At 72.9% G+C, this 15,702-nt stretch carries 13 protein-coding genes and 1 riboswitch; of the genes, 8 read left to right on the top strand and 5 right to left on the bottom strand.

Features of this window, described 5'->3' with window-relative positions; all coding sequences use genetic code 11:
• From ACFQRI_RS05020 to ACFQRI_RS05010, 3 genes are all read left to right on the top strand, one after another.
• Positions 1–1,518: a cobyric acid synthase gene (locus tag ACFQRI_RS05020; RefSeq protein ID WP_380664937.1), complete on the top strand. Its 1,518-nt coding sequence runs from the start codon at positions 1–3 to the stop codon at positions 1,516–1,518.
• Positions 1,519–1,610: 92 nt separating this feature from the next.
• Positions 1,611–1,829, top strand: coding sequence for a type II toxin-antitoxin system Phd/YefM family antitoxin (locus tag ACFQRI_RS05015; protein WP_380664935.1), 219 nt, complete (start codon positions 1,611–1,613; stop codon positions 1,827–1,829).
• 74 nt (positions 1,830–1,903) lie between these two features.
• On the top strand, positions 1,904–2,632 hold the full coding sequence (locus tag ACFQRI_RS05010) for a Type 1 glutamine amidotransferase-like domain-containing protein (RefSeq protein WP_380664933.1): 729 nt from the start codon (positions 1,904–1,906) through the stop codon (positions 2,630–2,632).
• Here ACFQRI_RS05010 and ACFQRI_RS05005 read toward each other — a convergent pair.
• The 3 genes from ACFQRI_RS05005 to ACFQRI_RS04995 all read right to left on the bottom strand — a co-directional run bounded on the left by ACFQRI_RS05005 (position 2,629) and on the right by ACFQRI_RS04995 (position 5,625).
• Positions 2,629–4,026, bottom strand: coding sequence for a mycothione reductase (locus ACFQRI_RS05005; RefSeq protein WP_380664931.1), 1,398 nt, complete (start codon positions 4,024–4,026; stop codon positions 2,629–2,631). The genes ACFQRI_RS05010 and ACFQRI_RS05005 overlap by 4 nt on opposite strands.
• Positions 4,008–4,964: a VanZ family protein gene (locus tag ACFQRI_RS05000; protein WP_380664929.1), complete on the bottom strand. Its 957-nt coding sequence runs from the start codon at positions 4,962–4,964 to the stop codon at positions 4,008–4,010. Before ACFQRI_RS05000 ends, ACFQRI_RS05005 begins: the two co-directional genes overlap by 19 nt.
• A gap of 115 nt (positions 4,965–5,079) precedes the next feature.
• Positions 5,080–5,625 (bottom strand): YbhB/YbcL family Raf kinase inhibitor-like protein, encoded by a 546-nt coding sequence (locus tag ACFQRI_RS04995; RefSeq protein ID WP_380664927.1) that lies wholly within the window; start codon positions 5,623–5,625, stop codon positions 5,080–5,082.
• Between the two features lie 182 nt (positions 5,626–5,807).
• Here ACFQRI_RS04995 and ACFQRI_RS04990 point away from each other — a divergent pair, with 182 nt between their 5' ends.
• The 4 genes from ACFQRI_RS04990 (at position 5,808) to ACFQRI_RS04975 (ending at position 12,810) form a co-directional block, all read left to right on the top strand.
• Positions 5,808–6,767, top strand: coding sequence for a sugar kinase (locus tag ACFQRI_RS04990; protein WP_380664925.1), 960 nt, complete (start codon positions 5,808–5,810; stop codon positions 6,765–6,767).
• 41 nt (positions 6,768–6,808) lie between these two features.
• Positions 6,809–7,732, top strand: coding sequence for a D-isomer specific 2-hydroxyacid dehydrogenase family protein (locus ACFQRI_RS04985; RefSeq protein WP_380664923.1), 924 nt, complete (start codon positions 6,809–6,811; stop codon positions 7,730–7,732).
• 135 nt (positions 7,733–7,867) lie between these two features.
• A riboswitch (cobalamin riboswitch) is annotated at positions 7,868–8,071 on the top strand.
• Positions 8,072–8,101: 30 nt separating this feature from the next.
• Positions 8,102–11,776: a cobaltochelatase subunit CobN gene (gene cobN, locus ACFQRI_RS04980; protein ID WP_380664921.1), complete on the top strand. Its 3,675-nt coding sequence runs from the start codon at positions 8,102–8,104 to the stop codon at positions 11,774–11,776.
• Between the two features lie 221 nt (positions 11,777–11,997).
• Positions 11,998–12,810, top strand: coding sequence for a S1 family peptidase (locus ACFQRI_RS04975; protein WP_380664919.1), 813 nt, complete (start codon positions 11,998–12,000; stop codon positions 12,808–12,810).
• On the opposite strand, the gene ACFQRI_RS04970 is transcribed toward ACFQRI_RS04975, so the two are convergent.
• Positions 12,811–13,722 (bottom strand): LysR family transcriptional regulator, encoded by a 912-nt coding sequence (locus ACFQRI_RS04970; RefSeq protein ID WP_380664917.1) that lies wholly within the window; start codon positions 13,720–13,722, stop codon positions 12,811–12,813.
• A 153-nt stretch (positions 13,723–13,875) separates the two neighbouring features.
• Between ACFQRI_RS04970 and ACFQRI_RS04965 the strand changes: the two genes are divergently transcribed.
• Positions 13,876–15,093 carry an MFS transporter gene (locus tag ACFQRI_RS04965; RefSeq protein WP_380664915.1) on the top strand — a complete coding sequence of 406 codons (1,218 nt, stop codon included), beginning with the start codon at positions 13,876–13,878 and terminating at the stop codon, positions 15,091–15,093.
• Here ACFQRI_RS04965 and ACFQRI_RS04960 read toward each other — a convergent pair.
• Positions 15,007–15,633: a LysE family translocator gene (locus ACFQRI_RS04960; RefSeq protein WP_380664913.1), complete on the bottom strand. Its 627-nt coding sequence runs from the start codon at positions 15,631–15,633 to the stop codon at positions 15,007–15,009. The two genes, ACFQRI_RS04965 and ACFQRI_RS04960, sit on opposite strands and share 87 nt — an antisense overlap.
• Positions 15,634–15,702: the final 69 nt, after the last annotated feature.

Raw genomic sequence — 15,702 nt, 5'->3', positions numbered from 1 at the left:
GTGAATGCGTTGTTGGTCGCCGGGACGACGTCGGATGCCGGGAAGAGCGTGGTGACCGCGGGGATCTGCCGCTGGCTGGCCCGCTCCGGGGCGAAGGTGGCGCCGTTCAAGGCGCAGAACATGTCCAACAACTCCGTGGTCACCGCCGACGGCGGGGAGATCGGGCGCGCGCAGGCGCTGCAGGCCGCGGCCTGCGGGGTGCAGCCCTCGGTGCGGTTCAACCCGGTGCTGCTCAAGCCGGGAAGCGATCGGCAGTCGCAGGTGATCGTGATGGGCGAGGTGGCCGGTGCGGTCACCGCCATGTCCTACCGGGAGCGCAAGGCAGCGCTGCTGGAGACCGTCTCGGAGGCGTTGGCGGACCTGCGTCGCGACCACGACTACGTGATCTGCGAGGGTGCCGGCTCGCCCGCCGAGATCAACCTGCGGACCAGCGACATCGCCAACATGGGGCTGGCGCAGGCGGCTCGGCTTCCGGTGCTGGTCGTCGGCGACATCGATCGCGGTGGGGTGTTCGCGCAGCTCTTCGGCACCCTGGCGCTGCTGGACCCCGCCGACCAGGCGCTGGTGTCCGGCTTCCTGATCAACAAGTTCCGCGGTGATCCCGACCTGCTGCGGCCGGGCCTGGAGCAGCTGCGCGGGCTCACCGGCAGGCCGGTGCACGGGGTGCTGCCGTGGGCCGAGGAGCTGTGGATCGACGCCGAGGACTCGCTGTCCTACGTCGCCGACGGCGTGGTGGGGCGTCCCGCCCCGCCGCGGGGCGGGCAGTGGTTGCGGGTCGCGGTGCCGCGGCTGCCGCGGATCTCGAACGCCACCGACGTGGAGGCGCTGGCCGCCGAGCCCGGGGTGGCGGTGCGGTTCGTGACCGAACCCTCCCGGTTGTCGGATGCCGACCTGGTGGTGCTGCCCGGGTCGAAGTCGACCGTGGCCGACCTGAGGTGGTTGCGCGAGACCGGGCTGGCCGAGGCGATCCGCGAGCACGCGCGCGCCGACCTCCCGGTCGCCGGGATCTGCGGTGGTTTCCAGATGCTGAGCAGGCGAATCCACGACGAGGTCGAGTCCGCATCGGGCAGCGTCGACGGGCTCGGCCTGCTCGACCTGGAGATCGACTTCGCCGAGCGCAAGACGCTGGGCAATCCGCGCGGCGAGGCGTTCGGCGAGCCGGTGACCGGTTACGAGATCCACCACGGCCTGCCGGTGCGGCGCGGCGAGCTGGAACCGCTGGTGCGCACGGCCGACGGCGTCGAGGGCGGGATCTGCGGCTCGGTTCTGGGCACGCACTGGCACGGTCTGTTCGAGAACGACGCCTACCGTCGCAGGTTCCTGGCATGGGCGGCGAAAAGGGCCGGGCGGGACGGTTTCTCGGTCGCCGAGGACACGGTCTTCGCCGATGTTCGCGGGGCTCAGCTGGACCTGCTCGGCGACCTGGTCGAGGAGCACCTGGACACCGACGCGCTGCGGCGGTTGCTCGACGACGGCGCGCCCGCCGCATTGCCATCGTTGAGCGCGGCGCTGCGATGACCGGTTCCGGTACGCGTCGGGCCGGTACCGGTTCCGGTGATTCGACGGCGCGAACCGGCCGGTAACCGGCGCGCGGCCGGTAGCTTGCGGGCATGGCTGTTGAGTTTTCGCTGGACGAGGCGCGCGACCGGTTGACCGAGCTGCTGGATCGCGCGGAAGCAGGGGAGGACGTGGTGATCACCCGCTCCGGTGCGCCCGCCTTCGTGCTGGAGCGGGTCCCGGCCGGGCCGGACCTCGCGAGCCCGCTCGGCACCGCGCCGGTGAAGGCCTTCGACATGGGCACCGACTACGGGCTCCACCCGGTCTCCTGAACCGGGGTGCGCTTCTCTCATCAGAAGCCCCGAGCGCTCGGGGACCCTTGATGAGAGAGGGCTAGGCTGCGGGCGTGCCTGCTGATGTTCCGACGATCCTGGCCACCTCCGGCGGGATCCGCCGCTCGGCGCGGCTCGGGTGGGAACCCGGGGCCCTGACCCATCACGCCGTCGAGCTCGCCGGGACCGGCGGCCGGGCGCCCGAGGTGTGCTTCCTGGCCACCGCCTGCGGCGACGACCCGAACCTGATCTCCACCTTCTACGCCAACGCCGCCCAGCTGGGCTGGCGGGGCAGCCACCTGTCGCTGTTCCCGATGCCCAACCTCGCCGAGGTGCGAGAGCACCTGCTGGCGCAGGACGTGGTCTGGGTCTGGGGCGGCAGCGTCGCCGGGATGCTGGCGATGTGGCGGCTGCACGAGCTCGACGCGATCTTCCGGGAGGCCTGGGAGGCGGGCGTGGTGCTCACCGGGGTGTCGGCGGGATCGATCTGCTGGCACGTCGGCGGGACCACCGATTCGTTCGGCCCGCAGCTGCGGCCGATCACCGACGGGCTCGGCCTGCTGCCGCACTCCAACGGCGTGCACTACGACTCCGAGCCCGAGCGGCGTCCGCTGTTCCAGCGGCTCATCGCCGAGGGAACGCTGCCTGCCGGCTACGCCACCGACGACGGTGCGGGCCTGCTCTACCGCGGCACCGAGCTGGTCGAGGCGCTCGCCGAGAACGGCAAGGCGGGTGCCTACCGGGTCGAGCCCGGGCCCGACGGCACCGCCGTCGAAACCGGGCTCGACGTGCGCAGGCTCTAGTTCAGCGGCAGCCCGAGCAGCGCGTTCTCCAGCAGCTCCGGCATGGCCGGGTGGATCCAGTACTGCCCGCGTGCCATGCTGCGCGCGTCCAGGTCGAAGTGCATGGCCTGGATGATCGGCTGCAGCAGGGTCGGGGCCTGCGGGCCGATGATGTGCGCGCCCAGGATCTTGCCGCTGTCCGGGTCGGCGAGCAGCTTGGCGAAGCCGGTGGTGTCCTCCATGGCCCAGCCGTAGGCGATCGCCCCGTAGTCCTGGATCTTGGTCACGTAGTTCACGCCGCGCTCGCGCGCCTGCTGCTCGGTGAGCCCCACCGCCGCGATCTGGGGCGAGGAGAACACCGCGTGCGGCACGAAGCGGTGGTCGGACTCGATCGGGGAGTCCGGGTTGAGTACGTTGTGCTGGACCACCCTGGTCTCGTGGTTGGCGACGTGCTTGAGCTCGTGGGCCGAGCTGATGTCGCCGAGCGCCCACACGCCGTCGACTGAGGTGCGCTGCTGGGCGTCGACGACGATCTTGCCGTCGTCGGCGACCTCCAGCCCACCCGCCTCGGCCTCCAGCAGGTCGCTGTTCGGGGTGCGCCCGATGGCCACCAGCAGCTCGTCGGCCTCGACGGTCTCCGCGCCGTCCGGGCCCTCCAGGTGCAGCCGCACGCCCTCGCCCGCGCGCTCGGCGGAGACGACCTTGCGGTTGAGGCGCAGGTCCCAGCGGGCGGCGGCGAGCTCGGTGAACCGCGCGGAGACGTCGGCGTCCTCGGCGCGCAGCACCTGCCCGGAGCGGCCGATCATGGTGACCTCGACCCCCAGCGCGCTGAAGATGTGCGCGAACTCGGCGCCGATGAACCCGGTGCCCATGATGATCATCCGCTGCGGCAGCTCGGCCAGCCGCATCACGGTGTCGCTGGTGTGCACCCGGACCTGGTCGAGCCCGGGGACCTCCGGCATCACGGGGCGGCCGCCGGCGGCGACCACGAACCGGTCGGCGGTGATCGTCTCGACGCCCTCGGCGGTCTGCACGGACAGCTGCTTGACGCCGGTGAAGTGCGCGTTGCCCTCGAACAGGGTGACGTTGTCCTGCTCCTCGGCGCGGAAGCGGCGCCCGCCCGCGGAGATGGTGTCGATCCGGCCGAAGATCCGATCGCGCGCATCGCTCCAGCGCACCTGGTCGAGGCTGAGGTCGACGCCCAGCTTGGTGCCGATGGCCGGGGCGCTGGCGGTGTCGGCGGTGTGCACGAACATCTTGGTCGGGATGCAACCGACGTTCAGGCAGGTGCCGCCGTAGGCGTCGTTGGGGCCGAGGCCCTTCTCCACGATGGCCACGTTCCAGTCGGCGAAGCGCTCGTCGAGGATCGAGTTGCCGGAGCCGGAACCGATGATGACTAGGTCGAAGTGCCGCACGGGTCCCATCCTGCCTCACGGGGACGCACCGTCGTCGGTGCGCGCATGTCGTGCAGTTCCAACCCGGAGAGAAGCCCGGTGATTCCGCGCCGATCTCGGTCGCAGATCACACCGGCCGCGTGCGCGGCGCACCACAGCCCGGCCGCCAGCGGTGCCGGGGCGCCCAGCAGCGGGCCGCAGGTCAACGCCGCGGCCAGGCCGCCGCAGCCGGAAGCCCAGCGCAGCGAGGCCACCACCGGGGTGGGGCGGTGCGCGCGCAGCAGCACCAGCCGCTGACCGAGCGTGGTGCCGGTGGGCAGGGTCGCGGCCAGCAGCACCAGCGCCGCCGGGAGCCACGCGGGCCGGTCCGGACCGCCGGCGGCCACGGCCAGCCAGCCCAGCAGCAGGCCGTCGCAGCACATCCCCAGCAAGCGACGCCCGGCGGTGACCGGGACCGGGTCGGAGGCGCACCGCGCGCGGTCCAGCGGGCGCAGCGGGACGAACCCGCCGAGCAGCGCGCCGAGGGTGTTGGCGATGACGTCGTTGACGTCGAAGACCCGGTAGGGGCACGGGAAGCTGAACCACAGCCCGGTGAGCTGGGTGACCTCGATCAGCAGCGATGCGGCCAGCCCGGCGGCCGCGGCGAACCGGGAACCGCGGGCGGGCAGCGCGCCGAGCGGGACGAACAGCGCGATGTTGCTCGCGAACTGCAGCAGGCCACCGCCACCGGTCAGCCCGGCCAGCGGCAGCAGCTGGGCGGCGAAGCAGCCCCCGCCGGTGGGCAGCAGCACGTAGCAGCCCAGAGCGGTCGCGTAGAGCAGCGCCGCGTAGCGCCGCAGCGCCACCTCGGCGCGCAGTCCACCGCGTCGCCGGTACTCACCGGCGACGAACGACGGGAACAGCAGCGCGGCCAGCGCGGTGCCCAGCACCGCGGCGATGGCCCCCGGCAGCACGTCCATCTCGCACCTCCCACTAATAAGAGGAGCGAGCGGGCTCCGGTGATTCAGCCCGTTCGGGCGAAACGCGTCGCGCCCGCCCCCGAGCGGGGAGCGGGCGCGATCACCTGTGCCAGGATCAGTGCTGGTAGGTGGGGGTGATGACGGCCCGACCGACGGTGTGGAAGGCCAGGTTGAAGCTGACCACCGCCGGCGAGGCGTTCTCGTCCACGCCGAGCTTGTCGGTGTCGACCGCGTGCACCACGAAGTAGTAGCGGTGCGGGCGGTCGCCGGGCGGCGGGGCCGCGCCGCCGAAGGCCTTCTCGCCCATGTCGTTGGACACGTGGAAGGCGCCCGCGGGCGCGTTCTGGCCGTTGCGGTTGCCCGCGTCGGTGGCCAGCTCGGTGATGTTCGCCGGGACGTCGACCAGGACCCAGTGCCAGAAGCCGCCGGGGATCGGCGCGTCCGGGTCGAAGCAGGTCACCACGAAGCTCTTGGTGGTCTCCGGGAAGCCCGACCAGCTCAGCTGGGGCGAGAGGTTGTCCCCGCCCGCTCCCATGCCGTCGAAGGCCTGGGCCTTGGTCATCGCCTGACCGTCGCTCACGTCGGCGGAGGTGACGGTGAACTCGGGCACCGCCGGCAGGAACGAGTACGGGTCAGGATCGATCGGGCGCTCCAGACTCATGCGAGCCCTCCTTCTTTCCTGTGGCTTGTGGGTGATCGTCGATCACCGGGGCCAGCCTAGGAGAAGCGGTCCGCTCCGGCCGGTTCCGGCCCAGCGTTGCGCGGAGTGCAACGGAGGTGTGTATTTCGCAGTCTCGCTGGCGATAGCCTTTCGCTCGAACCAGCGATCGCGAGGAGGCAGTGGTGGTGCAGCCGACCGAGGTGCTGTGCCTGGGCGAGACGATGTCGCTGGTCGCCCCGGCCAGCCCGGTCCCCCTGGAGCAGGCTCCGAGCTTCACGCTCTCCGCAGGCGGCGCGGAGTCCAACGTGGCCGTTCACCTGGCCGCGCTCGGACACCGGGTGCGCTGGGCGAGCCGCGTGGGCGACGACCCGCTGGGCAGGCGCATGGCCTCGACCATCGGAGCCGCCGGGGTGGACACCGGCCTGGTCGACGTCTACCCGCACGCGCCCACCGCCGTGTACTTCAAGGACCCGAGGCCGGAGGGCACGCGGGTGCACTACTACCGGGCCGGGTCGGCGGCGTCCACGATGGACGAGGACTTCCTGCCCGCGAGCGAGCTCGACGCGACGCGCCTGCTGCACATCAGCGGCATCACCCCCGCGCTGTCGGCGAGCTGCGACCGGTTGATCCGCCACCTGCTGACCCGCGAGCGCGCGGCGCGGATCTCCTTCGACGTCAACCACCGCCCCGCGCTGTGGAGCGCGCGGGAGGCCGCCCCGGTGCTGCGCGAGCTCGCCGGGATGGCCGACGTGGTCTTCGTCGGCCTCGACGAGGCCGCCGCGCTGTGGGGCGTGCGGACCGCCGACGAGGTGCGGGAACTGCTCGACCAGCCGGACGTGGTGGTGGTCAAGGACGGAGCCGATGCCGCCTACGCGCTCGGCGAGCGGCGGGTCGTCGTGCCCGCGCCGGAGGTCGACGTGGTCGAGCCGGTCGGTGCCGGGGACGCCTTCGCCGCCGGGTTCCTCTCCGGCGTGCTGCGCGGGGAGGACGACGTGCGGTGCCTGCGGCTGGGCCACGTGCTTGCCGCGCAGAGCCTGCGCAGCACCGAGGACCACAGCGCCCCGCCGGACGCCGAATCGCTGCAGCGCTGGCTGAGCTGCGACGACGCGCAGTGGAAGGCGCTGCGGTTCGGCGAGCGGTGAGCTGCCGGCCGCGCTGATCAGCTGTCCCGGAGGAAAGCGAGATGGAGAAGTCGTTGAAGGTCCACGTGGGTCCCGTCGCCCCGCCCGAGCTCGAATCCGCCGTGCTGGCCGGGGGCGCTGAGCTCGCCGCGGCCGAGGAGGCCTCCGCGCTGGTGTGGTTCGGCGCCGAGCCCGGCCGGTTCCCCGAGCTCGACCACTCCGGGCTGGACTGGGTGCAGCTGCCCTCGGCGGGCGTCGAGTCCTGGCTGGCGGCCGGGGTGCTGCGCGAGGGCGTGCGGTTCACCTCCGCCGCGGGCACCTACGCGCAGACCGTCGCCGAGCACGCCCTCGGGCTGATGCTGGCCGGTGCGCGGCAGATCCCCGCGATGGCGCGCGCCGATTCCTGGCAGCGGCCGGAGGGGATGCGCAGCTTGTCCGGGTCCACCGTCGGCATCATCGGCGCGGGCGGCATCGGCCGGGCGCTGATCGAGATGCTGCGCCCGTTCGGGGCGACGGTGCTGGCGGTCAACCGCTCCGGCAAGCCGGTCGACGGCGCCGAGCGCACCTGGCCCGCCGAGGACGCCGAGGGAGTGCGGCGCGTGCTGACCGGCTCGGACTTCGTGGTCGTGGCCGCGCCCGCGACCTCGCAGACCGACGAGCTCATCGACGCCGGGGCGCTGGCGGCGATGAAGCCCGACGCCTGGTTGATCAACATCGCGCGCGGGTCGCTGGTCGACACCGACGCGCTGGTCGCGGCCCTGGACGCCGGCGAGATCGGTGGCGCGGCCCTGGACGTCACCGACCCGGAACCGCTGCCGGACGGGCACCGCCTGTTCTCCCACCCGCGCGCGCTGATCTCGCCGCACACGGCCAACCCGCAGTCGCTGCTGATGCCCGCGCTCGCGCGCCGGGTGCAGGAGAACGTCCGCCGCTGGGTCGCGGGCGAGCCCCTGCTGGCCCCGGTCGACCTCGCCGCCGGCTACTGAGCGGGCCGTCCGCGGTCGGGCGGGAACCGCCCGGCGAGACGTCCGCTCCGCCGCCGGGGCGAGCTCCGGTCGAACCGCCGATCCCGCCGACCGGTGTCGTGTGGGGTTCGTCCCCTTATCCGCGTGCGGGTGGTCGGAGATCGCAGGACGGATAGGATCACCCCGAAAGCCAATCGGCGGTGACGTGGAGGAACCCGGTGCGAGTCCGGGGCGGTCGCGCCACTGTGACCGGGGAGCGGACCCCATCCGGCCACCGCCCGGCCCCGAGCGGGCGGGCGGGAAGGCGGGGAAGCCGCGAGGATCCGGGAGCCAGGAGACTCCTCGCCGCCATGACCCCGCCGGGGCGCGCACCCCGAGAGAGGATCCTGCGTGAGCGAGCCTGCCCGCGAAACCCGAGTTCTGCTGCTGTCCACCGCGGACACCGACCTGCTGGCGGCCCGCGCCGCCGAGGCCGACTACCGGGTGGCCAACCCGTCCCGGGTCGCGGCCGAGGACGTGCCCGAGCTGGTGCGCGACGTCGACGTGGTGGTGGTCCGGCTGCTGGGCGGTCGCCGCGCCTGGGAGGAGGGCCTGGACGCGGTGCTGGCCGCGGGCCTGCCCACCATCGCCCTGGGCGGTGAGGCCACCCCGGACGCCGAGCTGATGGCGCTGTCCACGGTGCCCGCGGGCGTGGCCACCGAGACGCTGACCTACCTGGTCGAGGGCGGCCCGGCCAACCTCACCCAGCTGGCCAACTTCCTGTCCGACACGGTGCTGCTCACCGGTGCCGGCTTCGAGCCCCCGGAGTCCACCCCGGAGTTCGGCAGGCACGGCGAGCGCGCGCACGACCGGGCCAAGCCGACCGTGGGCGTGATCTTCTACCGGGCGCACGCGCTGGCGGGCAACACCGCTTTCGTCGACACGCTCGCCGACCAGATCGAGGCGGCCGGGGCCAACGCCGTCCCGGTGTTCTGCGGCTCGCTGCGCAGCCTGTCGGACGCCGACGGCCTGCGCGAGCTGCTGGCGGGCTGCGACTCGCTGGTGGCCACCGTGCTCGCCGCCGGGGGCGCCGTGGCCGCCGACGCCAGCGCCGGTGGTGACGAGGACTCCTGGGACGCCGGTGCGCTCGCCGAGCTGGACGTCCCGGTGCTGCAGGGCCTGTGCCTGACCACCAGCCGCGCGGTCTGGGCCGAGAGCGACACGGTCTCTCCGATGGACGCCGCGATGCAGGTCGCGGTGCCGGAGTTCGACGGCAGGTTGATCAGCGTGCCGTTCTCCTTCAAGGAGGAGGGCGCCGACGGCATCCCGGTCTACGTCGCCGATCCCGAGCGCGCCGCCCGCGTCGCGGGCACCGCGGTCTCGCTGGCCCGGTTGCGCCACGTCGACAACCAGCAGAAGCGCCTCGGCGTGGTGCTCTCGTCGTACCCGACCAAGCACTCCCGGGTGGGCAACGCGGTCGGCCTGGACACCCCGGCCTCGGCGGTGGTGCTGCTGCGCGCGCTGGAGGAGGCCGGCTACGACCTCGGCGGCCTGGACGTCTCCGGGCTGGACGGCGACACCCTGATCCACCGGCTGATCGCCGCCGGCGGGCACGACGTGGAGTGGCTGACCGAGGACCAGATGGCCGAGGCGGCCATCCGCGTGCCCGCCACCCGGTACCGCGAGTGGTTCGACGCGCTGCCCGCCGAGCTGCGCGAGTCGATGACCGAGCACTGGGGCGCGCCGCCCGGGGGCCTGTACGTCGACGACGAGGGCTCGATCTACGTCGCCGCGCTGCGCTTCGGCAACGTCGTGCTGCTCATCCAGCCGCCGCGCGGGTTCGGCGAGAACCCGATCGCGATCTACCACGACCCGGACCTGCCGCCGTCGCACCAGTACATGGCCGCCTACCGGTGGCTGGGCGAGGAGTTCGGCGCGCACGCGGTCATCCACCTGGGCAAGCACGGCACGCTGGAGTGGTTGCCGGGCAAGGGCCTGGGCCTGGCGGCCGACTGCGCCCCGGACGCCGTGCTGGGCGACCTGCCGCTGATCTACCCGTTCATCGTCAACGACCCGGGCGAGGGCACCCAGGCCAAGCGGCGCGGCCACTCGGTCGTGGTGGACCACATGATCCCGCCGATGGCCCGCGCCGACTCCTACGGCGAGATCGCCAAGCTGGAGCAGCTGCTCGACGAGTACGCGCTGGTCTCGGACATGGACCCGGAGAAGAAGCCGGCGCTGCGCAACCAGATCTGGGAGCTGGTCACCTCCGCCGAGCTGCACCACGACCTGCACCAGGAGGACCAACCCGACGAGGAGTCCTTCGACGACTTCGTGATGCACATCGACGGCTACCTCTGCGAGATCAAGGACGTGCAGATCCGCGACGGGCTGCACATCCTCGGCCGCGCGCCGCGCGAGGACGAGCTGGTCAACGACGTGTTGGCGATCCTGCGGGCGCGCCAGGTCTTCGGCGGCACCGTCGGCGCCCTGCCGGGCCTGCGCTCGGCGCTGTCCGAGCACTTCGGGCTCGACGAGCAGGCGCTGCTGGCCGACCCGGGTGCGCGCGCCGAGGTCCCGGCCGCGCTGACCGATCTGGTCGAGGGCCCGTCGGCGTCGGCCTCCGACGCGGTGGACCTGCTGGAGGAGCTGGCCCGCGAGCTCGTCGAGGCGCTGGCCGAGGCCGGTTGGTCGGCCGACCGGGCGGAGGCGGTGGCCGCGGACGTCCTGGGCTCCGGAGTGGACCCGGTGGTGCGGGTGCTGCGCTTCGCCTGCGAGGAGGTCGTGCCGCGGCTGGCGCGCACCACCGACGAGGTCACCCACGTCGTGCACGCGCTCGACGGCGGTTTCATCCCGGCCGGGCCGTCCGGCTCACCGACCCGCGGGCTGATCTCGGTGCTGCCGACCGGCCGCAACTTCTACTCGGTGGACCCCAAGGCGATCCCCTCGCGCAACGCCTTCGAGGTGGGCGCCTCGCTGGCCGACTCGCTGATCAGCAGGCACGTCGCCGACACCGGCGAGTACCCGAGCTCGGTCGGCCTGACGGTGTGGGGCACCTCGGCGATGCGGACCCAGGGCGACGACCTCGGCGAGATCCTCTGGCTGCTGGGCTGCCGCCCGACCTGGGACGAGGCCTCGCGCCGGGTCACCGGTTTCGAGGTCGTGCCGGTCGCCGAGCTGGGCCGTCCGCGCATCGACGTGGTGGTGCGCATCTCGGGGTTCTTCCGGGACGCCTTCCCGCACGTGGTCGCGCTCGTCGACGACGCGGTGCGGGCGGTGGCCAAGCTCGACGAGCCCGACGAGGACAACCACGTCGCCGCGCACTACCGCGCCGACCTGGGCGAGCACGGCGACGGACGGCGAGCCTCCACCCGCATCTTCGGCTCCAAGCCCGGTGCCTACGGCGCGGGTCTGCTGCCGCTGATCGACGCGCGCAACTGGCGCACCGACGACGACCTCGCCGAGGTCTACGCGACCTGGGGCGGGTTCGCCTACGGGCGGGGGCTCGACGGGCGCGAGGCGCGCGGGGACATGGAGACGGCGTTCAAGCGCATCCAGGTGGCGGCCAAGAACGTCGACACCCGCGAGCACGACATCGCCGACTCCGACGACTACTTCCAGTACCACGGCGGGATGGTCGCCATGGTGCGCTCGCTGTCCGGGAACAACCCGGCGGCCTACGTCGGCGACTCGGCGGTGCCGCACGCGGTCAAGACGCGCAGCCTCGGCGAGGAGACCAAGCGGGTGTTCCGCGCCCGGGTGGTCAACCCGAAGTGGATCTCGGCGATGCAGCGGCACGGCTACAAGGGCGCCTTCGAGCTGGCGGCCACTGTGGACTACCTTTTCGGCTTCGACGCCACCGCCGGGGTGGTGGACGACTGGATGTACACCAAGCTCGCCGAGTCCTACGTCTTCGACGACCAGGTCCAGCAGTTCCTGCGCAACTCCAACCCGTGGGCGCTGCGCGGGATGACCGAGCGGCTGCTGGAGGCCGCTGATCGCGGGCTGTGGGCCGAGCCGGACGACCAGGTGCTCGACGACCTCCGCTCGGTCTACCTGGAGCTGGAGGGCGAGCTCGAGGACTGATGCCGCGGCGGGGTCGGTCGGGTGGCCGGCCCCGCCGTCCACAGTGGTCCATGCGGGTCGATCGTTCGGGTGGTAAGCCGCCGAAATCTCCACCCGATCGTGTTGCACTGCGCGAAGTGGTGTATCTGGCGGCGGGTTTCGCTCCTCTTATTCAAGGACACTTTGAACGAGCTAGGGCGGTCGTCGGACGACGAGCGCCGGGTCGGGGGAGGAGTTTGAGCATGGCGCACACGAGGGGTCGGATCCGCGCGGCGGCGGGGGTGCTCGCGGCGGCCGCGTTGACCACGGCGATGTTCGCGACCGGGGCCAACGCCGCCGAGCGGGACGTGGCGGGTTCCGCCGCACCGCCGATCGTCGGAGGCGAGCCGGCGCAGATCGAGCAGAGCCCGTGGGTGGTGTTCCTGACCGATCCGATGGGCAACCAGTTCTGCGGCGGCACGATCGGCGCCGCGAACAAGATCGTCACCGCGGCGCACTGCGTGGAAGGCACGAACCCGATGGAGCTGCGGGTCGTGGCCGGTCGCGAGGACAAGACGACCAGCGAGGGCACCGTGGCCGCGGCGACCGACGTGTGGGTGCACCCGGACTACCAGTCGGCCACCAGCGGTGCCGACGTCGCGGTGGTGACCCTCGACCGCGAGCTGCCACAGCCACCGCTGCCGCTGGCCACCACCGCCGACACCGCGGCCTACCAGCCAGGACGCGAGGCCGAGGTGTTCGGCTGGGGCGCGACCTCGGAGGGCGGCGAGTCCTCGGACGTGCTGCAGCGCGCGGTGGTGCCGGTGACCTCGGACGCGGACTGCTCGTCCGCCTACGGCGAGTACGACCCCGCGGCGATGGTCTGCGCCGGTTACCCCGAGGGCGGCGTGGACAGCTGCCAGGGCGACTCCGGCGGGCCGCTGGTGGCCGACGGCAAGCTGATCGGGATCGTCTCCACCGGAAACGGCTGCGCGCGCCCGGGTTACCCGGGCATCTACACCCGGGTGTCCAGCTACGAGTCGGAGGTGCGGGCTCAGCTGGCCGCGCAGCGCTGATCAGGTGGGGGTCAGCCGCAGGCCGGGGCCGAGTTCGCGGGCGATCCCCGTGGCCACGTCCCGGAAGGCGCGCACCGCGGGTTCGCGGTCACCGGCGCGGCTGACCAGCACGCTGTGCTCCCACGGTGCGTCCACCACCGGGACGCACCGGGTGCCGGGCCACGGGTAGAAGCGCTGGAACGACTCCAGCGCCGAGCCCGCGCCGCGTCCGGCCGCCGCAGCGGTGAGCACTTCGTGCGGGTTGACGGCGTCGTCGGCGGCGCGGCGCGGGGCTTCGCCGCCTCGCGCCGCGGTGAAGTACAGGTAGTCGGTGAACGGGCGCGGGGTGCGCTCGGGCAGCCGGATGAACGGCAGGTCGAGCACGTCGGCCAGGTGCACCTGCGGGGCGTCGGCCAGATCCCAGCGGGCCGGCACCACGACGATCCGCCGCTCGGTGGTGAGCACGTCGACCTCGACCCGCTCGTCGTCCGGCGCTGGGCGCACGAAGGCGATGTCGACGCGGTGCTCGAGCAGGGCTGAGACGTGCTCGGTGAAGTCCAGCGGGACCAGCCGCAGGTCGAATTCGGGGTGCGCCGTGCGGAAAGCCCGCAAGGTGGCCGGGGTCAGCTCGGCCGAACCGTGCCCCATGACCCCGACGCGCAGCCCCGCGCGCTCGCGCGAGGCTGCGTCGGCAACATCGGCGCGGGCGTTCTCGGCCGCTGCCAGCAGGGAGCGGGCGTGGCCGGCGAGCCGCAGACCGGCCGGCGTGAGCCGAACCGGTGCGCGATCCAGCAGCCGGACGCCGAAGTCGCGCTCCAGCTGCTTGACGTGCTCGGTGACGGCCGCCTTGGACAGGAAGAGCCGGTTCGCGGCGCGACCGAAGTTCCCTTCCTCGGCCACCGCGAGCAGCGTCTCCAGTCGCCGCAGGTCCATGACAGGAACGTACGACCGCGCGAAACCTCCTGACTAGGGAAGGAGGTGCGAAATACCGGCAGGGCGCCGGGAGGTGAAGATCACCCCCGGGCTGTTCGGGAAAGCTGAACGAGCACTGCCGCCGATCGCGCGCGAGGCAGTAGAACGTGAGCTGTGCGAAACATCTGGGTGCCCGCCGCGCTGTTGATGGCCGCCGCCGGATGGGGGGCCAACCAGTTCTCCCCGCTGCTCGGGGCCTACGAGCGCGACCTCGGGCTGAGCGCGTCGACGGCCACCGGGCTGCTGGCCGTCTACGTCGTCGGACTGGTGCCGGGGTTGCTGCTCGGCGGGCCGCTGGCGGACCGGCGCGGGCGCAAGCCCGTGGTGTGCTGGGCGATCGTGCTCAACGCGGTGGCCACCGCGGCCCTCATGCTCGGCGCGCATCAGGTGCCGTGGCTGGTGGTCGGGCGCGTGCTGGTGGGCATCAGCACCGGTTCGGTGCTGGCCGCGGGCGCCGCGTGGGTGCGCGAGCTCTCGCACCCGCCGTTCGGCTCCGCGACCGAGGACGGGGCGGGTGCTCGCCGGGCCGGGGCGCTGCTGGCCGCCGGGTTCAGCCTGAGCGGCTTCGGCTCCGCCCTGGTAGCGACCTGGGGGCCCGCGCCGCTGATCAGCGCCTACGCTCCGCACCTGGTGCTGTGCGCGATGACGTTGCCGTGGGCGCTGCGCTGCCCGGAGACTCGGGTGCGCGGCGAGGGATCGGCTCCGCGCGGGCGCGCGCTCCGGGACCCGAGGTTCTGGCGCGCGGTCGCGCCCGTGGCCCCGTGGGTGTTCGTCACCCCACCGGTGGCCTTCGCCGTGCTGCCCGGGTTGGTCACCGCGCACCAGCCGCGGTTGCAGGTGCTCTGCGCCGGGGTGGCCACGCTCCTCGCGCCGGGCCTGGGCGCACTCGTGCAGCCGCTCGCTCGACGGCTCGCCCGGCACGGGCCGCGCCTGACGGCCGTGATCGGCCTAACCGGCGGTTCCGCCGGGCTGGTGCTGGCCGCGGTGGCGGGGTGGTTCGTCTCGCCGTGGCTCGGGTTGCCCGCCGCGCTGCTGCTCGGCGTCTCCTACGGGTTCACCTCGACCTACTGCCTGACCATGGTCGGTCGCATCGCCGGGCCGACCGAGCTGGCCGGGCTGACCGCGGTGATGTGGGTGCTGGCCTACGTCGGGTTCTTCGTCCCGTTCGTGGTCAGCCTGCTCGCGCCGATCGTGCCCGCGCAGGTCGTGCTGCTGGTGCTGGCGGGCCTGGCGCTGCTGGCGCTGCTAGCTCGCGAGCAGCCCGACGGAGATGGTCAGGAACGCCGTCGCGCTCAGCGCGTCCAGCGACTTCGCGACGCGGGGGTGCTGTAGCCGGTCGGCGATCCCGGCGGCCGCCAGCACGATGGTGACCTCCCAGATCGCGGCCAGCACCAGGAACACCACTCCGAGGAGGACCAGCTGCAGCGCCTGGTGGGTGGCGGCACCGACGAACTGCGGCAGGAACGCGAGGCTGAACAGCAGCATCTTCGGGTTGGTCAGGTTGCTCAGCAGCCCGCGCAGGTAGGGGTTGGCCGGGTCCGGCGGCGGGGTGTTGAGCTCACCGGACTCCCTCCTGGTCAGCCACAGCCCGCGCAGGATCATCCCGGCCAGGTAGATCAGGTAGGCCGCGCCGATCCACTTGAGCACCTCCATCACCTGCGGGGTGCTCGACAGCAGCGCGCCGAGCCCGGAGATCACCGCCGCGACCTGCAGCGCGCTTGCGGTGTGGATGCCGGCCAGCGCCAGCAGCCCGGACCTGCGCCCCGCGTTCAGCGAGGTGCGCAGCAGCAGGAACGCGTCCACTCCCGGGGTGAGGATGACGACCGCACTCGCCACCAGGAAGGCGGGCAACGTGGTCGGGTCCAGGAGCACGGCGGTTTCCTCCTTCAACGCGACGCGCTTCGTCGCTAGAGCGGGTGAAGATCGTCATCCGGTAGGGCG

It is taken from the genome of Saccharopolyspora griseoalba, from assembly GCF_042665275.1.
Taxonomy (GTDB): Bacteria; Actinomycetota; Actinomycetes; order Mycobacteriales; family Pseudonocardiaceae; genus Saccharopolyspora; species Saccharopolyspora griseoalba.
This window is presented reverse-complemented; position numbering and strand designations above follow the sequence as displayed.